Source organism: Streptomyces sp. NPDC091281 (genome assembly GCF_044757425.1).
In the GTDB taxonomy this organism is placed as follows: domain Bacteria; phylum Actinomycetota; class Actinomycetes; order Streptomycetales; family Streptomycetaceae; genus Streptomyces.
Window position 1 is genome coordinate 194,107 of record NZ_JBIVUY010000010.1, and the last position, 24,103, is coordinate 218,209.

A 24,103-nucleotide genomic window follows, 5' to 3' on the forward strand; every position below is an offset into this window, starting at 1 on the left:
GGACCCGTCCGGCCTCGACACGGCCCGACCGGGCCCGACCAGGCCCGACACGGCTCGGCACCACCTGGCCCGGCCCGCTGCGGGCGCGGCCAGGCCCGCACCGACCGGCGCGACGCCCGTCCACGTATCACGACACACCCGCACACCTCTCAGGAAGGGGCATGCCATGACGCTCGGGGAGAACCCGCAGAAGCCCGCGTTCACCGTGCATCTCAACGGCAGCCGGGGCACCGTCCGGGGCTGGGTCGTCGTCGACACCCTCGTCGACGGCCTGGCGATGGGCGGCACCCGGATGACGACCGGCGTCACCGAGGAGGAGGTCGCCGGTCTCGCCCGCGACATGACCGACAAGTTCACCCTCGCGGGGCTGCGCATCGGCGGCGCCAAGGCGGGCCTGGTCGCCGACGCGGGCAACGCCGAGGGGCCCGGCCGCGAGGAGGCGTTCCGTACGTTCGGACGGACCGTCAAGCCGCTGCTGCACGGCGGCATCCACCTCGGCATCGACATGGGCGTCACGCCCGCCGACCGCGCCGTCTTCTTCGACGAGGCCCGCTACGACCCCCGTTTCCGGCTCGGCGCGCCCGACATGCCGATCGACTGGCGGACGTACTACGAACCGCTCATCGACTGCACCGGCCACGGAGTCGGCGTCGCCGCGCTGGCCGCGCTGGAGGCGCGCGGGCACGCGCGGTCCGCGCGGGTGGTCGTGCAGGGCTTCGGCGCGGTCGGCCGGGCGGTGGCGCGCTTCCTGGAGGAGCGCGGGCACGTGGTCGTGGCGGTCGCCGACGTCGCCGGCACCGTGAGCGCGGATCGGCTGCCGGTGGACGGCCTGATCGCCGCGACCGACGAGTACGGCCGCATCGACCGCTCCCGGCTGCCCGACGGCGTCACCCTGTCGAGTGAGCCGGAGGCGTGGCTCGACGTCGACGCGGACCTGTTGATCCTGGCCGCGCAGAAGCACGCGCTGACCGCCGAGAACGCGCACCGGCTGCGGGCCGCGCTGGTGGTGGAGGGCGCCAACCTCGCCTCGACGGCGGCGGCGAAGGAGAAGGTGGCCGCGTCGGGGAGCACCCTCGTGCCGGGCGTCATCGCCAACATCGGCGGCGCCGCCTCGGCCGCGCTGGCCGTCACCCGCGTGGTCCCCTTCGACCTGCCCGCCGAGCAGCGCAAGCAGTGGGTGTTCGACTGGGTCGGCAACCGGGTGCGGCACAACACGCGGGACCTGCTCGACATCGCGGGCTCCCACGCGGGCGACCCGCTCCCCGAACTCCTGGCGGCCCGCCGCAAGGAGCTGTTCGGATGAGCGCGACGAGCGGGGCCGGCCGGGCGGGCCGGACCGTGAGCGCCGCGACCGCCGCCGCGTACCGCCGCAACGGCTGGTGGCGCGACGAGACGTTCCTGGACGACCTGTACCGGCAGGCCCGCGAGCGCCCGCACCGGCTCGCCGTGGCGGGCCGCCGGGTCGCCGCGTCCCGTACCGACACCCTGGACTACGCCGAACTGGCCCGGCTCACCGAGCGGTTCGCCGCCACGCTGCACGACCTGGGCGTCCGGCGGGGCGACTTCGTGGCCGTGCAGCTCCCCAACCGGTGGGAGACGGTGCCGCTGGTCTTCGCCTGCCTGCGGGTGGGGGCGGTGGTCTGCCCGATCTCGCCGGTGACGCCCGAGGACGAGCTGCGCCACCGGCTCTCCCTCACCGAGGCGCGGGTGTGCGTCACCGTCCCGGAGTGGTCGGGCACCCCGCTCGCGCCGGTCGTCACCGCCCTGAAGGCCGAACTGCCCACGCTGGAGCACGTGGTGGTCGTGGACGGGCCGGTCCCGGACGGGGCGCTCTCCTTCGAGGAGCGGTTCGTGGCCGACGCGCGCGAGGAACGCGGCCCGCTCCCGCCGGACCTGGCGGTCGGCCCCGACGACCCGTTCGTCGTCCTGTTCACGTCGGGCACGACGGGCCCGTCGAAGGGCGTGCTGCACAGCCCGAACACCGTCCACGCGGCGATCCGGGGCTACGCGGACGCCTTCGGCGCCGACGACGGCTGGGTGGCGGCGGTGTCGACGCCGCTGGTGCACTACTCCGGCTTCGCGCAGGGCGTCCTGACCTCGGTCCTGCTCGGCGGGACCGTCGCTTTCCAGGACGTGCGCCGCAACGAGGTGCTGCTCGACCTGGTCGAACGGTACGGGGCGACGCTGCTGTACGGGCCGCCCGCCACCCTCGCCGACGTCGTCGCCTCGCAGCGCGAGGAGAAGCGGGACACCGGCACGCTGCGGCACGTCGTGATCGGCTCGGCGCAGGTGCTGCCGCGGCTCGCGGAGGACGTCCACACCCTGCTCGGGGCGCGCGCGTACTCGCTGTGGGGCATGTCGGAGGCGGGCCCGGTCACCATGACCCGCCCGTCGGACCCCGCCGACTGGGCCGCGCACAGCAACGGGCGGACCATCGACGCGATGCGGCTGCGCGTCGGCGACGGCTCCACGGAGCCGGGGCGCGCGGGCGCGGGGCGGCTGTGGGTGTCCGGGGCGGCCCTGGCGCTGGGCTACCACCGGCGCGAGGAGGCGTTCGCGGAGTCGCTCGGCGCCGACGGCTGGTTCGACACCGGGGACCTCGCGCGCGGCGACGGCCGGGACGGGGTCCGGATCATCGGCCGCGCGCGGGACGCGATCGTCCGGGGCGGCGCGGTCGCGCCGGTGACGGAGCTGGAGGCGGTCGTGGGCGGTCATCCGCGTGCCCTGGAGGCCGCGTTGGTCGGCCTGGACGGTCCGGCGGACCGCGCGGGGGGAGGGCCCGTGACGGACACGGCCGTGATCCTCGCGGTCGTCGCGGTGCCCGAGGGCACGCCGGGCCCCACCCTCGACGAGGTCCGCGCCCACCTCGTCGCGGCCGGTCACGACGACCCCCGTTTCCTGCCCGACCGGGTGGAGCCGGTTACCGCGCTGCCGAAGACGCTCACCGGCAAGGTCCGCAAGGAGGAACTCCGCCGCCGCTTCGGCCCCGGCCCCTCCCCCGCCGCCTGACCCCCACCCCCCGCGCCACTGAGGAGCAGCCGTGTCGACCGCCCCCGCCGCCGTGCCCATGTCCGCCACCCTCGCCGCCGACGCCGCCCTCGACCGCCGCCGCGCGGCCGGGGAACGGGTGCTGCCGATGGCCAGCGGCGAGATCGGCCTGCCGGTGCTGCCCGCCCTGCGCGCCCGGCTGGAGGCGGCGGCCGGGGCGAACGCGTACGGGCCGGTGGCCGGGAGCGCGGAGCTGCGCGAGGCCGCCGCCGGGTACTGGGCGCGGCGCGGCCTCCCCGTCGACCCCGGCCGGGTGGTGGCCGGACCGGGCAGCAAGGCGCTGCTGTTCGCGCTGATGCTGGCGGTCGGCGGGGACGTCGTCGTGCCCGTGCCGGGCTGGGTGAGCTACGGCGCGCAGGCCCGGCTCGCCGGGGCCCGGCCGCTGCCGGTGCCGATCGTGCCGGGCGAGGGCGGCGTACCGGACCCGGAGCGGCTGCGGGCGGCCGTCCTCGCGGCGCGGGCCGCCGGACGGGACCCGCGGGCGGTCGTGGTGACCGTGCCGGACAACCCGACCGGCACGGTGGCGACGCCCGGCACGGTGCGGCGGCTCGCGGAGGCGGCCCGCGACCTGGACCTGGTGATCGTGTCGGACGAGATCTACGGCGACCTGGTCCACGACGGCGTGCCGCCCGCCGTGTCCCCGGCCCGGTACGCGCCGGAGCGGACCGCCGTCACCACCGGACTGACCAAGAACCTGGCGCTGGGCGGCTGGCGGACCGGTGTCGCCCGGCTCCCCGAGGGCCCGCTCGGCGACGGGCTGCACGGACGGCTGGTGTCGGTGGCCAGCCAGATCTGGTCCAGCCCGCCCGCGCCCGTGCAGTCCGCCGCGGCCTGGGCGTTCGCCGAACCGCCGGAGGTGGTGGAGCGGATCGCGGCGAGCCGGCGCCTGCACGCGGCGGTCGCGCGGGCGGTGGCCGCGCACCTCACCGACGCCGGGGCGCTCCTCGCGCCTGTCCGCGCCACCTGCTACCTCTACCCGGACCTCACCCCGCTCGCCGCCCGGCTGACCGCCGCCCACGGGCTGGACGGCGGCGACGCGGTGGCCCGCTTCCTGTCCGCACGCCACGGCATCGGCGTCCTCCCGGCGAGCGCCTTCGGGGAACCGTCCGGCACCTGGCGGGTCCGGCTGGCGACGAGCCGGCTGTACGGCGACGACAACGTCCGGCGCGCGCGGGCGCTCGCGGCGTCCGATCCGCTCGCACTGCCGTGGATAAGGGAGTCGGTGGCCTGGATCGGCCGGGCGGTGGCGGACCTGACGAGCGGCCGGACCGCCGACCCGGCGCCCTGACACCCCTTCCCGAACGGCCTCTCCCCCCTCCCTCTGCCCCCGTCTCCCCGTCTCCCCTTCTCCCCCCTCTCCTCAGGAGGTCCCCATGTCACTCCCGACCCTGTTCGAGGCCGTGTACCGCGGTGAGCGGCACGTCGGCTTCGGCGTCCCCGGCCCGGACGAGGCGCTGGTCCTGCACCCCGTGGCCGAGGGGCAGGTGGCCGCGGCGTTCGTGGCCACCGACGGCTCCCCGGACGCGGTCCGCGCCGCGGTCACCGCCGGGACCGCCCCGGTCACGGTCGCCGCCGACGACCCGGAGCTGCGGCTGGTCCCGCCGCTGCTGCCGGAGGGCGGCGCGCGGGCCCTGCTGAGCGGCTTCATGGGCACGCACCGCAAGAAGTGGGACGGCCGGAAGGCCCCGGAGGGCGGGGAGTTCACCCCGCCGAAGTGGTTCTTCAAGGGCCTCGGCGACTGGATACGGCTGCCCGGCGAACCCCTGACCGTGCCCGACGGCTTCGTCGCCCTCATCGAGGAGCCCGAGGTGGCGCTCGTGTACGTCAACGACGCCGACGGCACCCCGCACTACGCGGGCTACACCTTCGGCAACGACCTGTGCGACATCGGCCTGCACCGCAAGGACCCCGGCTACAACCCGTACTGCAAGCTGTGCGACACCGCCCTCACGCCCTGGCTGTTCCTCGGGGAGCCGCCGAGCACCGCGTCCGGCCGGGTCACCATCACCCGCGACGGCACGACGGCCTGGGAGGGCGGCTTCGACTGCGGCGAGGACGCCCTGTACTACCGGGTGCGGGACATGACGGACCACCTGTTCTCCTTCCCGGCCGTCCGGCGGCCCCACCTCGTGCACTACGTGCTGCTGGGCGCCGACGAGGCGAGCTTCCACGACGGGTTCCGGATCGAGGACGGCGACCGGATCGCCATCGACGTGAAGAGCCACGGCGTCGCCTTCGAGAACCAGGTGCGGCAGGTGCGGCCCACGCCGCCCGCGTGAACACCTCATGAAACAAGCCCGGTTGCCCTGGGCGGACGGCGGTCCGTCCGGGCAGCCTCTGATCATCGCCGTACCTCTGTGCGGCCTTGGCGTTCCCGAAGGAGCAGACGCATGAGACAGGTGCATCTCGCGGCGCAGTTACCGGCGATCCACAACGTGACCGTGTGGACCGACCCCCGGTCCGAGAGCCAGATCGCCATCGACTCCTTCATCCGGCTCGCCCGGACCATCGAGCGCGGCCGGTTCGACTTCTTCTTCCTCGCCGAGGGCCTGCGGCTGCGCGAGCACAAGGGCGCGATCTACGACCTCGACGTGACGGGCCGCCCGGACAACCTGACCGTGCTCGCGGCGCTGGCCGGTGTCACCGAACGGCTGGGCCTCGCCGGAACCGTCAACGCCACCTTCAACGAGCCGTACGAGGTCGCCCGCAAGCTCGCCACCCTGGACGCGCTCAGCGGCGGACGGGCCGCCTGGAACATCGTCACCAGCTACGACGCGTTCACCGGGGAGAACTTCCGCCGGGGCGCCTTCCTCGACGAGGCCGACCGCTACGGCCGGGCCGCCGAGTTCCTGCGCACCGCGCGCGCGTTGTGGGACAGCTGGGCCGACGGCGACGTGCTCGCGGACGCCTCGTCGGGCCGGTTCGTGCGCGAGGGCGCGGGCCGGTTCGCGCACCGGGGACGGCACTTCGACATCGAGGGCCGCTTCACCACACCGCGCTCCCCGCAGGGCCACCCGGTGATCATCCAGGCCGGGGAGTCGGACGCGGGGCGGGACTTCGCGGCCTCGGACGCGGAGGTCGTGTTCAGCAAGTACAACCGCCTCGACGAGGCCCGCGCCTTCTACCGGGACGTGAAGTCCCGGCTGGCGGCGTACGGCCGGACCGAGGACGACGTGAAGATCCTGCCCACGGCGACCGCGGTGGTCGCCGACACCGACGCGGAGGCGCGCGCCTACGCCGACGAGATCACCCGCGCCCAGGTGAGCCCGCAGACCGCGATCGCCCACCTGGAGGGGGTGTGGGGCCGGGACCTGTCCGCCTACGACCCCGACGGGCCGCTCCCGGACGTCGACCCCGAGCCGGAGGCGCTGCTGCTGAAGGGGCACTCGGTGTTCCGCAAGGGCCGGGAAGAGACGGCGCGCAAGTGGCGCGCGCTCGCCGCGGAGAAGGACCTGACGATCCGTGAGCTGATGATCGAGGTGCACGGCGGCCAGACCTTCGTGGGCAGCCCGCGCACGGTCGCGGACGCCGTCGACCACTTCGTGCAGTCGCGCGGCGCGGACGGCTTCGTCCTCGTGCCGCTGCTGACGCCCGACGGCCTGGACGACTTCGTGGACCGGGTGGTCCCGCTGCTCCAGGAGAAGGGCGTCTTCCGTCCGGACTACGACGGGGCGACGCTCCGCGGCCACCTGGGCCTCGGCTCCCCCGTGCGCGAAGGGAAGGCATCGTGACCCTGCATCTGGCCGTCGCCCTGGACGGCGCGGGCTGGCATCCGGCGGCCTGGCGGGCCCCCGACGCGCGCCCGGCGGAGCTGTTCTCCGCCCGCTACTGGACGGACCTGGTGACCCGCGCGGAGGAGGGGCTGCTCGACTTCGTCACCCTGGAGGACGCCCTCGGGCAGCAGTCCGCGGTGCTGCACCGGCCCGACGACCGCACCGACCAGGTCCGGGGCAGCTTCGACGCGGTGCTGCTCGCGGCGCGGCTGGCGCCGGTGACCGAGCGGATCGGGCTGGTCCCGACGGCCAACGTCACCCACACCGAGCCGTTCCACGTCGCGGTCTCCATCGCGACCCTCGACCACGCGGCGCGCGGCCGGGCCGGCTGGCGCCCGCAGATCGCCTCGCGCGCCGCCGACGCCCTGCACTTCGGCCGAAGGACCACGCCGCAGCTCACCGACGAGGACGTGACCGGCGGGGAGAGCATCGCCGCGCGGCTGCGGCCCCTGTTCGACGAGGCCGTGGACGTGGTCGAGGTGGCGCGGCGGCTGTGGGACAGCTGGGAGGACGACGCCGAGATACGCGACGCGGCGACGGGCCGCTTCATCGACCGCGACCGGCTCCACCACATCGACTTCGAGGGCCCGCACTTCAGCGTCCGGGGCCCGTCCATCACCCCCCGGTCGCCGCAGGGGCAGCCGGTGGTGGCGAGCCTGGCGCACGCCTCGGTGCCCTACGAGTTCGCCGCCCGCGCCTCCGACGTCGTGTTCGTCACCCCGCGGGACACGGAGCACGCGCGCGGCATCCACCGGGAGCTGGACGCGGCCGTCGAGGTCACCGGCCGCGATCTGGCGGACCGTCCGCTGCGGCGCTTCGCCGACGTGCTCGTCGTCCTCGACGACAGCGCCGCCGCGGCCCGCGCGCGCAAGGAACGCCTCGACGACCTGGCCGGAGCCCCGCTCGCCTCCGACGCGCACGTCTTCACCGGCACCCCGGCGGACCTGGCCGACCTGCTGCTCGACTGGCGGACGACCGGCTTCGACGGCTTCCGGCTCCGCCCGGCCGCCCTGCCGCACGACCTGGACGCGATCACCGGCGCCCTGGTCCCGGAGCTGCGACGCCGGGGCGTGTTCCGCACCGCGTACACGGCGGACACCCTCCGCGGTCACCTCGGTCTGGCCCGCCCGGCGAGCCGCTACGCCACGCGGTGACGGTACGGGTCAGCACTCCCGCGCGTAGGCGACCTGGACGAGCGGGCGGCCGTCCCCGAAGTCGTGGGGGCGCGTCTCGCCGGTGAGGGCGAAGCCGCTCTTCTCGTAGAAGCGGCGCGAGCGCGGGGTGTCCCGCAGGGTCCACAGGTGGACGCGGGGGTGGCCGTCGGCGCGGAGCAGGTCGAGGGTCCGCGTCATGAGGGCGGTGGCGATGCCGCTGCCCCAGCCGTCGGGATGCCCGTAGAAGCCGTACACCTCCGCCTCCCCCGCGCGGGTGGTGGAGGGTCCGGCCCAGGACAGGGCGAGCGGGCGCCCGTCGAGGGAGGCGAGCAGCAGAAGGTCGCGGCCGACGCGCGCGTGCCACCGCGTCCGCCGGTCGCGCACCTCGCGCGCCGCGAACTCCGCCGCGAAGAAGGGCGCGTACGCCGCCTCCCACCCGGCGGCGTGCACCTCCCCCAGCGCGCCCGCGTCGTCCGGCCCGGCCGTCCTGATCTCGATCATGCGCCGAGGGTAACGGGGTGCGCGACGCGCGCGTGGCCCGGTTTGGCGTACGGGGCACGCGGCTCGGTCCGGCGGCGGGGCCGGGACCTCCGCCGTCAGGCCGGGGTGACCGGCAGGACGTCCGGGGAGAGGGCGCCCGCGCGGGCGGCTGCGGCCGTCAGGCGGCGCAGGTGGTGGCGGCGGCACAGGACCTCGTAACCGATCTCCTCCGTCGGGCGGTTGACGTCGCCGACGACGACCTGGGCGCCCTCGACGACCATCTCGCCGTCCACCGTGCGGGCGTTGTGGGTGGCGCGGGCGCCGCACCAGCACAGGGCCTCGACCTGGAGGGCCTCTATCCGGTCGGCCAGCTCGATGAGCCGCTGCGAGCCGGGGAAGAGGCGGGTGCGGAAGTCGGTGGTGATGCCGAAGGCGAAGACGTCGAGCCCGAGGTCGTCGACGATCCGCGCCAACTGGTCGATCTGCGCGGGCGCGAGGAACTGCGCCTCGTCGACGATGACGTAGTCGGCCTTGCCGCCCTTGGAGAGCTGGTCGACGAGGTAGCCGTACACGTCCATGCCCTCGGCCGCCTCGACGGCCTCGGCGACCAGACCGAGCCGGGAGGACAGCTTCCCCTCGCCCGCCCGGTCGTCCCGCGTGAAGATCACGCCCTGGAGCCCCCGCGCCGAGCGGTTGTGCCCGATCTGGAGCGCCAGGGTCGACTTCCCGCAGTCCATCGTTCCGGAGAAGAACACCAGCTCGGGCATGGGGAGGTGAGGACCTTTCGGCGGAGGGGGCGCGGTGGGGGTGCGGCGTGGTCGGCGGAGGGAGCGGTTCAGGAGCGTACTTCGAGCAGGGGGACGAACTGCTCGGCGGGGGTCATGGAGCCGTGGTTGCCGACCATCGCGGACTCCTTGGGCTCCCGGTCGGAGGCGATGAGCAGGACGTCGTCGCGGGCGGCGGCGACGACGTCGCCGAGGCGGGCGTACACCCGGTCGTCGATGTGCGGGCCGAACCAGCCCGCGGCGATCGCCTCGTCCCGCGAGGCCACCCAGAACTGCTCGCCGAGGACCTCGCGCCAGCACGTCAGGACGTCGTCCTGGGCGCCCGGCACCGCGTACACGTGGCGGGCGCGGCCCTCGCCGCCGAGGAGGGCGACCCCGGCGCTCAGCTCCCAGTCCGCGTCGAAGTCGATGCGGTGGTCCTCGTCGAAGGGCACGTCGATCATGCCGTGGTCGGCGGTGACGTAGAGCGCGCTGCGCGGCGGAAGCTGCTCGGCGAGGCGCTGGACGAGCCGGTCGACGTACATGAGCTGGCCGCGCCAGGTGTCGGAGGCGACGCCGTAGCGGTGGCCCGCGCCGTCGAGTTCGGCGTAGTACGTGTAGACCAGGGAGCGGTCGCCCGCGGCGAGCTGCTCGGCGGCCACGTCCATGCGGTCCTCGCCGGTGAGGCGGCCGTGGAAGGTGCCGCCGCTGAGCGCGACCTTGGTCAGCGGGGTGTTCTGGAAGGCGGGCGCGGAGACCTGCGCGGCGTGCACCCCGGCGGCATGGGCCAGTTCGAAGACGGTCGGGTAGGGCTGCCACTGGTCGGGGCGGGTCCACGGCTGCCAGCGGAGCTGGTTCATCAGCGCGCCGGTCGCGGGGTCGCGCACCGTGTACCCGGGCAGGCCGTGCGCGCCGGGCGGGAGGCCGGTGCCGACGGAGGCGAGGGAGGTCGCGGTGGTCGCCGGGTATCCGGCGGTGAGCGGGCGGCCGGTGCCGCCGCGGGAGGTGCCGAGGAGGGAGTGCAGGTAGGGCGCCTCGTCGGGGTGGGCCTTGATCTGCTCCCAGCCGAGGCCGTCGACGAGGAAGACGCAGTTGCGGTCGGCGGGGGTCAGCTCGGGGAGCGCCGCGGTCGTGCCGGGCACGCCGAGACCGGCGGCCAGGGTGGGCAGCAGGTCGGCGAGGGAGCCCGATCCGTAGGCGGGGACGGGGGCGGAGGAGACGGCGAGGGGCTCCGGGTGGTCCCAGGCGGCGGGCTGGACCATCAGTGCGCCGGGTCCGCGGTCGCCTCGGAGAGCGCCTGGGCGAAGGCGAGGGCCTGCCGCACGGTCTCCGGTCCGTCGCCGGCCTCGCTGACGCGCAGACTGAGGTCGTCGGCCGTGGAGTTGCCCGTGTAGCCGTGGTCGGCGTCGCAGTTGGGGTCGCCGCAGGCGGCGGGCTCCAGGTCGATGCGGGAGACGGCGCCCCAGCCGATGGTCAGCACGACCTCACGGGGCAGCGTGCCCGGCGTGTACGACTCCGGGTTGGCGACCATGCGGCTCACCACGACCGAGGAGATACGGCCGATCTTCACGGACTCGGTGGAGGTGGTGGCGTACGGCGTCGGCGAGGTGGTGTCGGCGGCCTGCTCGTCGGTGTGGCTGACGATGAAGCGGTTGTCGGTGAGGACCAGCACGGTGACGTGCCGCCGGACCTCGTTCTGGTCGAAGGTGGTCTCCTGGTGGACCAGGTACGACCGGACGGGCTCGCCGCCCACGGCGGCCTCCACCGCCTCGGCCACGAGGGCCGGGTAGTAGCCACTGCGCTCGATCGCCGCTCGCAGCCCCTGGGTCGTCGTACTGGTCTTGGCCATGACGTCCATCCTACGGGGACCCGCTGACTGCGAGGGACCCGTCACACAGGCTGCTCTCGCGCGGACCGCGGCGGGCGGGGGTCCGGGGGCCGGGGGCCCGCGGCGGGCGGGGGTCCGGGGGCCGGGGGCCCGCGGCGGGCGCGGTCCGGCCGGAGCGGTGTGCGGCCGGGGGCCGCGGCGGCGGGGGTCGGTAGGCGGGCAGGGGTCAGTAGGCGGGCAGGGTGCGGGGGCCCAGGTCGTCGCGGGCGGGCGGCGGGGCGAGCCGGACGGAGGCGCCGAGGACGGTCAGGCCGTGCGGGGCGACGACGACCGGCTCCAGGGTGACCGCGGCGACCTCGGGGTGGTCGTCGACCAGGCGGGAGATCCGCAGCAGCAGCTCCTCCAGGGCCGGGGTGTCGACGGGCGTCGAGCCGCGCCAGCCGAACAGCAGGGGCGCGGTGCGGACCGAGCGGATCACGGAGGCGGCCTCGCGGTCGGTGACCGGGACCAGGCGGTGGGCCATGTCGCCGAGCAGTTGGGAGGCGGCTCCGGCGAGCCCGAAGGACAGCACGGCCCCGGCCGCCGGATCGACCACCGCGCGCACCACGGTGTCCACGCCGCGCGGCGCCATCGCCTGGACGACCGGACGCACCTCGTGCGCGGTGCCGAACAGGTCGGCCAGTTCGGCGTACGCGCGCCGCAGTTGCTCCTCGTCGGCGAGGTCGAGCCGGACGCCGCCCAGGTCGGCGCGGTGGCGCAGGTGGGGGGCGGTCGCCTTGAGGGCGACCGGGTAGCCGAGGTCGCGGGCGGCGCGCGCGGCGTGGTCGGGGGTCGGCGCGGGGCACGCGGCGCGGACGGTGACGCCGTAGCGGCCGAGGAGGTCGCGGGTCGCGTCGGTGCCGAGCGTGAGGCCCTGGCCGCGCGCGAGGAGGCCGCCGATCAGGTCGGCGGCGCCCTTCTCGTCGATGTCCTCGAACTCGGGCACCTTGCCGGGGTCGGCGGCGTCGCGGCGCCACTGCGCGTAGCCGACGGCTTCGGCGAGGGCGCGCGCGGCGCGTTCGGCGGCGGGATAGGCCGGGATGAGGTGGGTGCCGTCGGGGGCTTCGGGGGACGCGGACGCTTCGGCGGTCGCGGGGGCCTCCGGGGCTTCGGATGAGGCAGGGGCCTCGGGGGCCTGGGCGGCGGAAGCCGGTGCGGGGTCGGAGGCGGTGCCCGCGGCGGGCGGCGGGGCGGCGGGGCGCGCGCGGGGCGCGGTGCTCGTCGCGGCGGAGAGCGCCTCGGCGAGGCCGCCCAGTTCGACGTGGACCACGAGGACGGGCTTGGCGGGGCGCGCGGCGACGGCCGTGCGCAGCGCCTGGGCCAGCTCGGCGTCGGTCGGGGAGGCCTCGCCGATCGCGGGGATGGCGGTGACGACGACCGTGTCGGACGTCTCGTCGGCGAGGGCGCGCGTGAGGGCCGCGTGGAAGTCCTCGGCCGACGCCTCGGTGGTGAGGTCCAGCGGGGGCAGCGGGCGCAGGCCCTCGGAGAGGCAGGCGTCGTAGGTGAGCAGGCCGAGGGACTCGGAGTTGCCGAGGATGGCGACGCGCGGGCCGCGCGGCAGCGGCTGGCGGGCGAGGAGGAGACCGGCGTCGACCAGTTCCGTGACGGTGTCGACGCGGATCACCCCGGCCTGCCGCAGCAGCGCCGACACGGTGGCGTGCGGCAGGCGGGTGGCCTGGACGGCGTGCCCCTGGGGGGCCGATCCGGCGCCCTGGACGACCACCAGGGGCTTCGCCGCCGCCGTGCGCCGCGCGAGGCGGGTGAACTTGCGCGCGTTGCCGATGGTCTCCAGGTACATGAGGGCGACGTCGGTGTCGGGGTCGTCGTACCAGTACTGCACGACGTCGTTGCCGGAGACGTCGGCCCGGTTGCCGGACGAGACGAAGGTCGACACGCCGGTCACGCCGGTGACGCCGCCGCCGCGCCGGTGCAGCCGGGACAGCAGGGCGACGCCGATCGCGCCGGACTGGGTGAACAGGCCGATCCGTCCGGGGCGGGGCATCTCGGGGGCGAGCGAGGCGTTGAGGCGGACGCCGGGGGCGGTGTTGATGACGCCGAAGGCGTTGGGGCCGATGATCCGCATGCCGTACGCCCGCGCGCGCCGCACGAGTTCACGCTGGCGGTGCCGTCCCTCGGGGCCGCTCTCGGCGTATCCGGCGGCGAGGACGACGAGGCCCTGGACGCCGTGCTCGCCGCACTCGGTGACGACGTCCGGCACGCGCTCCGCGGGGACGGCCAGGACGGCGAGGTCCACGGGGCCGTCGATGTCGCGCACGGACCGGAGGGCGGGCACCCCGTCGACGTCCTTCAGGTCCGCCGGGAACGCCTTGTTGACGGCGTAGAGGCTCCCGGCGAAGCCCGCCTCGCGGAGGTTGCCGAGGACGCTGCGGCCGACACCGCCGGGGGCGCGGCCGACGCCGACGACGGCGACGGAACCGGGGGCGAGCAGGCGCCGTACGGAGTGGGCCTCGGCGCGCTGCTCCCGCGCGCGCTGCACGGCCATCGAGCGCTCGGTGGGTTCGAGGTCGAACTCCAGGCGGACGACACCGTCCTCGAAGCTGCGCTTCTGGGTGTACCCGGCGTCGGTGAACACCTTGATCATCTTGTTGTTGGCGGGAAGCACCTCGGCGGCGAACCGGCGGATGCCGCGCTCGCGCGCGACGGCCGCGATGTGCTCCAGGAGCGCGGAGGCGACGCCCCGGCCCTGGTGGGCGTCCTGGACGAGGAAGGCGACCTCGGCCTCGTCGGCGGGGGCCGAGGCGGGCATGCCGTCGCCGCCGATGCGGTCGTAGCGCACGGTCGCGATGAACTCGCCGCCGACGGTGGCCGCGAGTCCGACGCGGTCGACGAAGTCGTGGTGGGTGAAGCGGCGGACGTCCTTGGCGGAGAGGCGGGGGTAGGGCGCGAAGAAGCGGTAGTACTTCGACTCGTCGGACACCTGCTCGTAGAAGCTGACCAGGCGGTCCGCGTCGTCGACGGTGATCGGGCGGACGCGCGCGGTGCCGCCGTCGCGCAGCACCACGTCGGCTTCCCAGTGGGCGGGGTACTCGTGCCGGTCCGACGCGCTCTGCATGGGGCCCAGCGTACGGCTCGCGTACGACAACGGCGCGAGGCAGTGTGGGGCGGGCGCGGGTCCGCGCCGAGGGGGGCGTGGGGCCGTGTGCGGCGCGCGCGGGGATCGCCGGGGCGTCCGGCGTCCCGTCGGCGCTCCGCGTGTGGAACACTGGTCTAGACAACCTGAGACACCTGAAGGGCAGCATCACATGGCTGAGCGCCGCGTCAACGTCGGCTGGGCCGAGGGTCTCCACGCCCGCCCCGCCTCCATCTTCGTCCGGGCCACCACGGCCACCGGCGTCCCGGTCACCATCGCCAAGGCGGACGGCAGTCCCGTCAACGCGGCCTCCATGCTGGCCGTCCTCGGCCTGGGCGCCCAGGGCGGCGAGGAGATCGTCCTCGCCTCCGACGCCGAGGGCGCCGACGCGGCCCTGGACCGGCTGGCCAAGCTGGTCGCCGAGGGCCTGGAGGAGCTGCCCGAGACGGTCTGAGCCCCGCGCTCACCGCACCCGCGGGCCGCGTCACCCCGTCCGGGGGTGGCGCGGCCTCGTCGTTTCCACCCGCGCCCGCGAAAGGGCGGGCAAGGGAGACGTTGGGCCCGAGAGAAGGCAGGCCGGAAAGAGGCCATGCGAAAGGCGGTACGGCAGACGAAAAGCGCGCTCCGCCGGAATACGCGGGCGCGCCGGACGACGGGCAGCGGAATTCACGCGCCGTCTGTTTCTGATCGGTTTCTCACCGACTTCCGATCGTCCACGCATTCACGGGACGACACCGCTTTGCGGGCACCTGACGCAGGGTCCGCACAATTGACTGCCCTTTGTATACGGCCCTCGTGTTAATGGCGCGGACCGGACATGTTTACGGCATGTTGCGAAGTCCTCACACGGTCCGGGCGGTCCCCCCGCGCGAAGCGCAGCCGGTGCGCGGACGTCGCGCGCTCGGTGTGCAGCGCCGTGACCGCCCGCGCGCGCTCGTGGTCGCCGCGCGCCACCGCGTCCACGATCGCCCCGTGCTCGGTCCAGGACTCCAGCGGGTCGGCGGGCGCCTCCACCGCGTACATCCAGGAGATCTTGTGGCGCAGCTGGGTCAGCGTGGCGGTCAGGGACTGGCTGCCGGATGCCTGGGCCAGCGTCTCGTGGAACCAGCCGCCCAGGGAGCGCAGGTCCTCGCTGTTGCCCCTCCTGGCCCGCTCCTGGCCCAGCCGGACGAGTCCGCGCAGCACCTTGAGGTGGGCCTCGGTGCGCCGCTGGGCGGCCCGCGCGGCGCCGAGCGGCTCCAGCAGCATCCGCATCTCCAGGAGGTCGGCGGCCTCCTGCTCGGTCGGTTCGGCCACGCACGCGCCCGCGTGGCGCCGGGTGACCACGAAGCCCTCGGCCTCCAGCGTGCGCAGGGCCTCGCGGACGGGGACGCGCGAGACACCGTAGCGGCGCGCGAGGAGTTCCTCGGTGAGGCGGCCGCCGCGCTCGTAGACACCCGCGACGATGTCGTCCCGGATGGCCGTGCACACCGAATGTGCCGGAATTCGCATGACCGACCTCCGCGGTAATCCCCGTGAAACGTCGACGATTGACGTGTGTTCCGTGACTCTATTGCAACGTGCGGGAATTTCCGATGGCAGCCGGGAATCCAGGGATATTTTTTGGCCGACACGGGGCCGAAAACGGCGAAAGCCCCGGCCGCGGGGGCCGGGGCTGGACGTCCTGTCGCCGTCCGCTGTCGGACGCGTCCGCCGTCAGACGCGTACGCCGTGCTGCCGGAGGTAGCCGACGGGGTCGAGGTCGGTGCCGTACTCCTGGCCGCTGCGGGCCTCGAAGTGCAGATGCGGTCCGGTGACGTTGCCGGTGGCGCCGGAGAGCGCGATGCGCTGCCCGGGGAGGACCCGCTGTCCCACCGAGACGGCCACGGAGGACAGGTGCCCGTACTGGGTGTACGTCCCGTCGTGCATCCGCAGGACGACCTGGTTGCCGTACGCGCCGCCCCAGCCCGCCTCCACGACGGTGCCGCCGCCCACCGCGTGCACGGGGGTGCCGGTCGCGGCGTGGAAGTCGATCCCGGTGTGGCTGCCGGAGGACCACAGGGAGCCGCCGGAGCGGTACCCGGTGGAGACGTAGGAGCCGCTGATCGGCGCCACGAAGGTGTTGAGACGCTTGCGCTCGGCCTCGCGGGCGGCGCGCGCCCTGGCCTCCCGCTCCGCCTTGACCTTGGCCGCGGCCTGCGCGGCGGCCTCCTTGCGCTCGGCCTCCCGCTCCGCGGCCTGCGACTGGACGGCGGCCTGGTCGTCGACGCGCGCGGCGACGGTCTCGCCGACGATGACGACGGGGGTGAGCCCGGTCCGTTCGGCGGGCGCCTCGGCGGCGTGGGCCGGCGCGGAGGCGACGGTGGCGAGGACGCCGGTGGTGGTGAGCGCCGCGACACCCGCCACGCGGGCGGTGGTGCGCTGCGTGCGGCCGGGTCGCCGGTGCTTCCCGGAGGCGCAGATGAACGCCATGGAGGTGAGCGGTCCTTTCCTTCCCTCTCGCCTACCGGGTTAGCTGACGGGTTCGGAGCAGGAAGGTCTCCTACGGGCCCCCTCGCCTGCGCGCGGGCACCCGATTCACCCCAGGGACTGCCTTCGTTGGGTCCCCGGCTCCCCTGGCTCGCGCCGTACGGGGACTCGGCGATGACTGTCCGGTGCCGCGGGCGCGGCGCACTGCCTGACGGACAGCCCGGACGAACCTAGACACCCACGCCTTCGATTCCCAAACGGGAGGGGGCCTTTGTAGCGCATGACACAGGCCAGAGGGGCCGCCTCCCCCGCAAATCGGGCATGCCGACGGGAGGGGAGTGAGTGGCGGGCCGAGGGAACGCGGTCGGCCGAACCTCGGGCCCCGGGAGGCTGATACGCCTTCCGGGGCCCAGGTCGCACACGCGTCGTGCGGCGACGAGCGGGCGACGCGCGCGTGGCACGCGGGCGCCACGCGCGGGCGACGCCGCTCGGTCACTCGGTCACTCGGCGGAGACGACCGTCACGTCGCCGATGCCGAGCGCCTCGACGGGCGCCTTGATCTGCGCGGCGTCACCGACGAGCACCGTGACCAGGCGGTCGACCGGGAAGGCGTTGACGACCGCGGCGGTCGCCTCCACGGTGCCGGTCTCGGCGAGTTGACGGTAGAGCGTCGCCTGGTAGTCGTCCGGCAGGTGCTGCTCGACCTGGTCGGCGAGCGTGCCCGCGACGGCGGCGGCCGTCTCGAACTTCAGCGGGGCCACACCGACGAGGTTCTGCACGGCCACGTCGCGCTCGGCGTCGGTCAGCCCGCCCTCGGCGAGGGTGCGCAGCACCTTCCACAGATCGTCCAGCGCGGGACCGGTGTTGGGGGTGTCCACGGAGCCGCTGATGGCGAGCATCGCGGCGCCCGACCCGTCCGGCGCGGACCGCAGGACCTGCCCGAAGGCGCGCACGCCGTACGTGTAGCCCTTCTCCTCACGCAGGACGCGGTCCAGGCGGGAGGTGAGGGTGCCGCCGAGGCAGTACGTGCCGAGGACCTGGGCGGGCCACACGCGCGCGTGCCGGTCGGCGCCGACGCGGCCGATGAGCAACTGGGTCTGGACGGCGCCGGGCCGGTCCACGATGACGACCCGTCCGGTGTCGTCGGCGGTCACCGGCGGCACCGGGCGCGGCTGCGCCGAGGAGCCCGTCCAGGCGCCCAGGGTCTCGCCGAGCAGCGCGTCGAGGTCGACACCGGTGAGGTCGCCGACGACGACGGCGGTGGCCGTGGCGGGCCGGACGTGCTTCTCGTAGAACGCGCGCACGGCGGCGGAGTCGATCTTGTCGACCGTCTCTGCGGTGCCCTGCCGCGGACGCGACATGCGCGCGGTGGCCGGGAACAGCTGCCGGGAGAGTTCCTTGGCGGCGCGCCGGCCCGGGTTGGCCAGCTCGTGCGGGATCTCGTCCAGGCGGTTGCGCACCAGGCGTTCGATCTCGCCGTCGTCGAACGCGGGCGCGCGCAGGGCGTCGGCGACCAGGCCGAGCGCCTTGGCGAGCCGGGAGACCGGCACCTCCAGGCTGAGCCGTACGCCGGGGTGGTCGGCGTGCGCGTCGAGGGTGGCGCCGCAGCGCTCCAGCTCGGCGGCGAACTCCTCCGCGGAGTGCTTGTCGGTGCCCTCCGAGAGAGCGCGCGCCATGATCGTGGCGATGCCGTCGAGTCCGGCCGGTTCGGCGTCCAGGGGCGCGTCCAGGTTGACCTCGACGGCGACGACCTGCTGGCCGGGGCGGTGGCAGCGCAGCACGGTGAGGCCGTTGCCGAGCGTGCCGCGCTCGGGGGCCGGGAACGCCCAGGGCCGGGCGTCGCCGGGCTGCGGCTGCGGGTGGAAGTCCATCGCGGTCAGCTCGCTCACTGGGCCGCCTCCTCGTTCTGGTCCTCGTCGGCGGTGGTGTCGGCCTCGGCGTCACCGGTCGTGTCGGCGGCCTCGGTGGGCTCGTAGACGAGCACGGCGCGGTTGTCGGGGCGCAGCCGGGCGGCGGCGATCTCCCGGACCTCGTCCGCGGTGACCTCCAGCACGCGCCCGACGGCGGTCAGGGCGAGCTGCGGGTCGCCGAACAGGACGGCGTAGCGGCAGAGTTCGTCGGCGCGTCCGGCGACCGTGCCGAGGCGGTCCAGCCACTCGCGCTCCAACTGGGCCTGCGCGCGCTCCATCTCCTCGGCGGTCGGGCCCTCCTCGGCGAAGCGGGCCAGCTCCTCGTCGATGGCGGTCTCGATGACCGGCACCTCGACGTCGCCGGACGTCTTGACGTCCAGCCAGCCCAGGGAGGGCGCGCCCGCCAGGCGCAGCAGACCGAACCCGGCCGCCACCGCCGTACGGTCGCGGCGGACCAGGCGGTTGTACAGGCGGGAGGACTCGCCGCCGCCGAGGACGGTGAGCGCCAGGTCGACGGCGTCGCACGCGCGCGTGCCGTCCTCCGGGAGACGGTAGGCGGCCATCAGGGCGCGCGCCGGAACCTCCTCCTCGACGACCTCGCGCAGTTCCTCGCCGATGACGTCGGGCAGGGAGCCGTCGCGGGGGGTGGGCTTGCCGTCGTGGGCGGGGATGGAGCCGAAGTACTTCTCGACCCAGGCGAGCGTCCGCTCGGGGTCGATGTCGCCGACGACCGACAGGACGGCGTTGTTGGGCGCGTAGTACGTCCGGAAGAACGCGCGCGCGTCCTCCAGGGTCGCCGCGTCCAGGTCGGCCATGGAGCCGATCGGCGTGTGGTGGTAGGGGTGGCCCTCCGGGTAGGAGAGCGCGGTGAGCTTCTCGAAGGCGGTGCCGTAGGGGACGTTGTCGTAGCGCTGGCGGCGCTCGTTCTTGACGACGTCGCGCTGGTTCTCCATGGACTCGTCGTCCAGGGCGGCCAGCAGGGAGCCCATGCGGTCGGCCTCCAGCCAGAGGGCGAGCTCCAGCTGGTGGGCGGGCATGGTCTCGAAGTAGTTGGTGCGCTCGAAGCTGGTGGTGCCGTTGAGCGAGCCGCCCGCGCCCTGCACCAGCTCGAAGTGGCCGTTGCCCTTGACCTGGCCCGAGCCCTGGAACATCAGGTGCTCGAAGAGGTGAGCCAGGCCCGTACGGCCCTTGACCTCGTGGCGCGAGCCGACGTCGTACCAGAGGCACACCGCCGCGACGGGGGTCAGGTGGTCCTCCGAGAGCACCACGCGCAGCCCGTTGGCCAGGCGGTGCTCGGTCGCTGTCAGGCCCCCGGTGCCTGCCTGGTCTGTGGCCGTGTGACCCATGGGCATGTACGTCCTTCCGATCGCGGGCGCGGTCGTGCAAACCGCGGTTTTCCTGCCGGTCCTGCCACTGTATGCAAGCGCGCGGAGCGGCGGCGGAGTTCCCGCCGTCCGTACGCCGAGAGCGAGATCGCGTAGCCTGCGGGCAGCCGTGGACGGTGGTCGGCCGACGTCGGCCGGCCCCGGCCGGGCACAGACAGCAACGGACAGCCGCGCACAGCCCCGGACAGCTTCGGACACCCCGCGACGTGGAACTCCCCCGGCCGGGCGGACACCGACACCCGGGGTCCTGGGCCGCGCTGTCAGTGCCGCGGTCCACAATGGTCCGCGTCAGATCCCGTCACACGCCTCGGCGAGAGACCAGAAAACAGGAGGAGCCGGCAGCGATGGCCCGCCGCAGCACGAAGACCCCGCCGCCCGACGACTCGTACGAGGAGCGCATCCTCGACATCGACGTCGTCGACGAGATGCAGGGCTCCTTCCTCGAGTACGCGTACTCGGTCATCTACTCCCGCGCCCTGCCGGACGCCCGCGACGGCCTCAAGCCGGTCCACCGCCGCATCGTCTACCAGATGAACGAGATGGGCCTGCGCCCCGACCGGGGGTACGTCAAGTGCGCCCGTGTCGTCGGCGAGGTCATGGGCAAGCTGCACCCGCACGGCGACGCGTCGATCTACGACGCGCTCGTCCGCATGGCGCAGCCGTTCTCGATGCGCGTCCCGCTGGTCGACGGCCACGGCAACTTCGGCTCGCTCGGCAACGACGACCCGCCCGCCGCCATGCGGTACACGGAGTGCCGTCAGGCCGAGGCCACCAGCCTGATGACCGAGTCGATCGACGAGGACACGGTCGACTTCACGCCCAACTACGACGGCCAGGAGCGCGAACCGGTCGCCCTGCCCGCCGCCTTCCCGAACCTGCTGGTCAACGGCTCGTCGGGGATCGCGGTCGGCATGGCCACCAACATGCCGCCGCACAACCTCGGCGAGGTCGTCGCCGCCGCGCGCCACCTGATCCGCCATCCGAACGCGGACCTGGACACCCTGATGCGGTACGTCCCGGGTCCCGACCTGCCCACCGGCGGCCGGATCGTGGGCCTCTCGGGCATCCGCGACGCGTACGAGTCGGGCCGCGGCACCTTCAAGATCCGCGCCACGGTGACGGTGGACACGGTCACGGCCCGCCGCAAGGGCCTGGTCGTCACCGAACTGCCCTTCACCGTCGGCCCCGAGAAGGTCATCGCCAAGATCAAGGACCTGGTCGGCTCGAAGAAGATCCAGGGCATCGCCGACGTCAAGGACCTCACCGACCGCGCGCACGGCCTGCGCCTGGTCATCGAGATCAAGAACGGCTTCGTGCCGGAAGCGGTCCTGGAGCAGCTCTACAAGCTGACGCCGATGGAGGAGTCCTTCGGCATCAACAACGTGGCGCTGGTGGACGGCCAGCCGCTGACGCTCGGCCTCAAGGAACTGCTGGAGGTGTACCTCGACCACCGCTTCGAGGTCGTCCGGCGGCGCAGCGAGTTCCGCCGCGGCAAGCGCCGCGACCGGCTGCACCTGGTGGAGGGTCTGCTCACCGCGCTCGTCGACATCGACGAGGTGATCCGGCTGATCCGCTCCAGCGACAACAGCGCGCAGGCCAAGGAGCGCCTGATGGAGCGCTTCTCGCTGTCGGAGATCCAGACGCAGTACATCCTCGACACGCCGCTGCGGCGGTTGACCCGGTTCGACCGGATCGAGCTGGAGGCGGAGAAGGAGCGGCTCAGCCAGGAGATCGCCGAGCTGACCCGCATCCTGGAGTCGGACGCGGAGCTGCGCAAGCTCGTCTCGGCCGAACTGGCGTCGGTGGCGAAGAAGTTCGGCACCGAGCGGCGGACGGTCCTGCTGGAGTCGGCGGGCACCCAGGCCACCGCCGTGCCGTTGCAGGTCGCCGACGACCCGTGCCGGGTGATGCTCTCCTCGACGGGCCTGCTGGCCCGCACGGCGAACGCCGAGCCCTTCACGGACGAGGAGGACGCCCGGCGGACCCGGCACGACGTGGTCGTCTCGGCGGTCCCGGCGACCGCGCGCGGCGAGATCGGCGCGGTCACCTCGACCGGGCGCCTGCTGCGGATCAACGTCATCGACCTGCCGCAGCTCCCGGACACCCTGTCGACGCCGAACCTGTCGGGCGGCGCGCCGCTGACGGAGTTCGTGTCCCTGGAGGGCGCCGAGACGGTGGTGTGTCTGACCACGCTCGACGAGTCCTCGCCCGGTCTCGCGCTCGGCACCGAACAGGGCGTCGTCAAGCGGGTGGTGCCCGACTACCCGACCAACAAGGACGAGTTGGAGGTCATCACCCTCAAGGAGGGCGACCGCATCGTCGGCGCGGTCGAGCTGCGCACCGGCGAGGAGGACCTGGTCTTCATCACGGACGACGCCCAACTCCTGCGCTACCAGGCGGCGCAGGTCCGTCCGCAGGGCCGCCCGGCGGGCGGCATGGCGGGGATCAAGCTGACCGAGGGCGCGAAGGTGATCTCCTTCACGGCCGTGGACCCCGCGGTGGACGCGGTGGTGTTCACGGTCGCGGGCTCCCGCGGCACGCTCGACGACTCGGTGCAGACCACCGCCAAGCTGACCCCGTTCGACCAGTACCCGCGCAAGGGCCGCGCCACCGGCGGGGTGCGCTGCCAGCGGTTCCTCAAGGGCGAGGACTGCCTGTCCCTGGGCTGGGCGGGTCCGACGCCGCCGAAGGCCGCGCAGAAGAACGGCACCCCGGCGGAGCTGCCGGAGATCGACCCGCGCCGCGACGGCTCCGGGGTGTCCCTGGCCAAGACGGTGTCGGTGGTCGCCGGACCGGTCTGACCGGCCCGGCCCGCCCGGAGCCGTCCGGCGCGGGGCCGCGCCGCGTGACGTGACCTGGTACGGGGTGACCTAGTACGGGTCGGAGACGGCCCCGGCGGGCTCAGCCGGGGGCGTCTCCTCGGGGTCCTGGACGTACCGCAGGACGCCCCACATGCTGTGCTCGTCGGCGTGCGGGGCGTCGCTCTCGCACGCCGTCAACCGCGGTCCCAGCGCGGCGATGTCGACGCCCGCGCCGATGAGGACGAGTTCGGTGCGGCGCGGACGGCCGGGCTCCCAGGGCTCCGGGTAGAAGCGCAGGAAGCGGCCGACGGCGTGCACGGCGTAACGGTTGCCGGGGTCGTTCGGCCCGAAGTCGACGTACCCCTTGACGCGGTAGAGGCCCTCGGGGCGGCTGTCGAGGAACGCCATGAGACGGCGCGGGTCCATCGGGGTGTCACTGACGAACGACAGGCTGTCGTACGCGGCGTGCAGGTGACCCGCGTGCCCCGGACCGCCGTCGTGGCCCCCGCCGGTGCCGGTGCCGTCACTCTCCTCGCCCTCGTCGTGCAGGTGGAGGTCGTCGAAGGACAGCTGGCCCATCCGTTCCTCGCTCGGCCGGCAGTCGAAGAAGAACTCGGGGTCGACACGGGCGTGGTGCGCGGGGACGACGGCCGCGCGGTCGGTGAGGGAGCGGACGAGGGCGAGGACGCGGTCGGCGTCGGGCACCCGGTCCACCTTGTTGACGACCACCAGGTCGGCCAGGGCGAGATGCCGGTCGATCTCGGGGTGCCGGGCGCGGGTCGCGTCGAACTCGGCGGCGTCGACGACCTCGACGAGACCGCCGTAGACGATGCCCGGATGCTCGCTGGCGAGCACCATCCGCACCAGTTCCTGCGGCTCGGCCAGGCCGCTCGCCTCGATGACGACGACGTCGATGCCGGTGGAGGGCCGGGCGAGACGTTCGAGGTAGACGTCGAGTTCACCGGCGTCGACGGCGCAGCAGAGGCAGCCGTTGCCGAGGGAGACGGTGGAGTCGCCGAGGGCGCCGGCCACGGCCATGGCGTCGATCTCGATGGCGCCGAAGTCGTTCACGATCGCGCCGATCCGGCTGCCGCCGCTGTGGTGCAGCAGATGGTTGAGGAGCGTCGTCTTGCCGGACCCGAGGAATCCGGCGAGGACGACGACCGGGATCTGCTGCGGACTGCGGCTCTGCGTCAACGTGCGACCTCTCTGGCACCTGCGCGTACACCGGCTCACGGTCCGGCGCACGGGTCGGAAACGGAATGCTCAGCCAGGATACGAGCCGGTGGGAATCACCGCGGAGTGAACGATTGTCAACCGCCTCGCCGGGGCAGACGTCGGTCAGGCGCCGTGGTGTGCGACCCTCGCTTCCCTCCGTGCGC

Annotated in this window: 18 protein-coding genes and 1 riboswitch; of the genes, 8 read left to right on the plus strand and 10 right to left on the minus strand. The window is 74.3% G+C overall.

Annotation, left to right across the window (positions count from 1 at the left end; all coding sequences use genetic code 11):
• Positions 1 to 166 precede the first annotated feature (166 nt).
• The 6 genes from ACIQPQ_RS25350 to ACIQPQ_RS25375 all read left to right on the plus strand — a co-directional run bounded on the left by ACIQPQ_RS25350 (position 167) and on the right by ACIQPQ_RS25375 (position 7,975).
• Entirely contained in the window at positions 167 to 1,303 is a 1,137-nt protein-coding gene (locus ACIQPQ_RS25350; RefSeq protein ID WP_401307593.1) for a Glu/Leu/Phe/Val dehydrogenase dimerization domain-containing protein, read from the plus strand.
• Positions 1,300 to 3,009 (plus strand): AMP-binding protein, encoded by a 1,710-nt coding sequence (locus tag ACIQPQ_RS25355; RefSeq protein WP_401307595.1) that lies wholly within the window; start codon positions 1,300 to 1,302, stop codon positions 3,007 to 3,009. Before ACIQPQ_RS25350 ends, ACIQPQ_RS25355 begins: the two co-directional genes overlap by 4 nt.
• Before the next feature lie 31 nt (positions 3,010 to 3,040).
• Positions 3,041 to 4,336, plus strand: a complete 1,296-nt coding sequence (locus ACIQPQ_RS25360) for a pyridoxal phosphate-dependent aminotransferase (protein WP_401307598.1) — start codon at positions 3,041 to 3,043, stop codon at positions 4,334 to 4,336.
• An 85-nt stretch (positions 4,337 to 4,421) separates the two neighbouring features.
• Complete coding sequence (locus ACIQPQ_RS25365) at positions 4,422 to 5,327, plus strand: fumarylacetoacetate (FAA) hydrolase (protein WP_401307601.1); 906 nt, start codon at positions 4,422 to 4,424, stop codon at positions 5,325 to 5,327.
• Positions 5,328 to 5,438: 111 nt separating this feature from the next.
• Complete coding sequence (locus ACIQPQ_RS25370) at positions 5,439 to 6,779, plus strand: NtaA/DmoA family FMN-dependent monooxygenase (RefSeq protein WP_401307604.1); 1,341 nt, start codon at positions 5,439 to 5,441, stop codon at positions 6,777 to 6,779.
• Complete coding sequence (locus ACIQPQ_RS25375; protein WP_401307924.1) at positions 6,773 to 7,975, plus strand: LLM class flavin-dependent oxidoreductase; 1,203 nt, start codon at positions 6,773 to 6,775, stop codon at positions 7,973 to 7,975. Before ACIQPQ_RS25370 ends, ACIQPQ_RS25375 begins: the two co-directional genes overlap by 7 nt.
• A 9-nt stretch (positions 7,976 to 7,984) precedes the next feature.
• Here ACIQPQ_RS25375 and ACIQPQ_RS25380 read toward each other — a convergent pair whose 3' ends face one another.
• The 5 genes from ACIQPQ_RS25380 to ACIQPQ_RS25400 form a co-directional block, all read right to left on the minus strand.
• A complete protein-coding gene (locus ACIQPQ_RS25380; protein WP_401307607.1) occupies positions 7,985 to 8,476 on the minus strand; it encodes a GNAT family N-acetyltransferase in 492 nt (163 codons plus the stop codon).
• 95 nt (positions 8,477 to 8,571) lie between these two features.
• Entirely contained in the window at positions 8,572 to 9,222 is a 651-nt protein-coding gene (locus ACIQPQ_RS25385) for a thymidine kinase (RefSeq protein WP_401307610.1), read from the minus strand.
• Positions 9,223 to 9,290: 68 nt separating this feature from the next.
• On the minus strand, positions 9,291 to 10,481 hold the full coding sequence (locus ACIQPQ_RS25390) for an alkaline phosphatase family protein (RefSeq protein WP_401307613.1): 1,191 nt from the start codon (positions 10,479 to 10,481) through the stop codon (positions 9,291 to 9,293).
• On the minus strand, positions 10,481 to 11,077 hold the full coding sequence (locus ACIQPQ_RS25395) for a DUF5998 family protein (RefSeq protein WP_383771805.1): 597 nt from the start codon (positions 11,075 to 11,077) through the stop codon (positions 10,481 to 10,483). Before ACIQPQ_RS25395 ends, ACIQPQ_RS25390 begins: the two co-directional genes overlap by 1 nt.
• Before the next feature lie 196 nt (positions 11,078 to 11,273).
• The gene (locus tag ACIQPQ_RS25400; RefSeq protein ID WP_401307616.1) at positions 11,274 to 14,159 is read right to left on the minus strand and encodes a GNAT family N-acetyltransferase; all 2,886 of its coding nucleotides are present in this window, start codon (positions 14,157 to 14,159) and stop codon (positions 11,274 to 11,276) included.
• A gap of 190 nt (positions 14,160 to 14,349) precedes the next feature.
• Here ACIQPQ_RS25400 and ACIQPQ_RS25405 point away from each other — a divergent pair, with 190 nt between their 5' ends.
• Positions 14,350 to 14,631: an HPr family phosphocarrier protein gene (locus ACIQPQ_RS25405; RefSeq protein ID WP_252103506.1), complete on the plus strand. Its 282-nt coding sequence runs from the start codon at positions 14,350 to 14,352 to the stop codon at positions 14,629 to 14,631.
• Positions 14,632 to 14,975: 344 nt separating this feature from the next.
• Here the strand turns inward: ACIQPQ_RS25405 and ACIQPQ_RS25410 are convergent, their stop codons facing one another.
• The 4 genes from ACIQPQ_RS25410 to ACIQPQ_RS25425 form a co-directional block, all read right to left on the minus strand.
• On the minus strand, positions 14,976 to 15,668 hold the full coding sequence (locus ACIQPQ_RS25410) for a GntR family transcriptional regulator (RefSeq protein ID WP_383771799.1): 693 nt from the start codon (positions 15,666 to 15,668) through the stop codon (positions 14,976 to 14,978).
• 204 nt (positions 15,669 to 15,872) lie between these two features.
• Positions 15,873 to 16,628 carry a M23 family metallopeptidase gene (locus ACIQPQ_RS25415; protein ID WP_401307620.1) on the minus strand — a complete coding sequence of 252 codons (756 nt, stop codon included), beginning with the start codon at positions 16,626 to 16,628 and terminating at the stop codon, positions 15,873 to 15,875.
• A gap of 13 nt (positions 16,629 to 16,641) precedes the next feature.
• Positions 16,642 to 16,809: riboswitch (cyclic di-AMP (ydaO/yuaA leader) on the minus strand.
• A gap of 316 nt (positions 16,810 to 17,125) precedes the next feature.
• A complete protein-coding gene (locus tag ACIQPQ_RS25420; protein ID WP_401307623.1) occupies positions 17,126 to 18,514 on the minus strand; it encodes a M16 family metallopeptidase in 1,389 nt (462 codons plus the stop codon).
• Entirely contained in the window at positions 18,511 to 19,881 is a 1,371-nt protein-coding gene (locus ACIQPQ_RS25425; RefSeq protein WP_401307626.1) for a M16 family metallopeptidase, read from the minus strand. Before ACIQPQ_RS25425 ends, ACIQPQ_RS25420 begins: the two co-directional genes overlap by 4 nt.
• A gap of 383 nt (positions 19,882 to 20,264) precedes the next feature.
• On the opposite strand from ACIQPQ_RS25425, the gene ACIQPQ_RS25430 reads away from it, so the two are divergent.
• On the plus strand, positions 20,265 to 22,721 hold the full coding sequence (locus tag ACIQPQ_RS25430; protein ID WP_401307629.1) for a DNA topoisomerase (ATP-hydrolyzing) subunit A: 2,457 nt from the start codon (positions 20,265 to 20,267) through the stop codon (positions 22,719 to 22,721).
• Positions 22,722 to 22,790: 69 nt separating this feature from the next.
• Here ACIQPQ_RS25430 and ACIQPQ_RS25435 read toward each other — a convergent pair whose 3' ends face one another.
• Entirely contained in the window at positions 22,791 to 23,918 is a 1,128-nt protein-coding gene (locus ACIQPQ_RS25435) for a CobW family GTP-binding protein (RefSeq protein ID WP_401307632.1), read from the minus strand.
• Between the last annotated feature and the right edge of the window lie 185 nt (positions 23,919 to 24,103).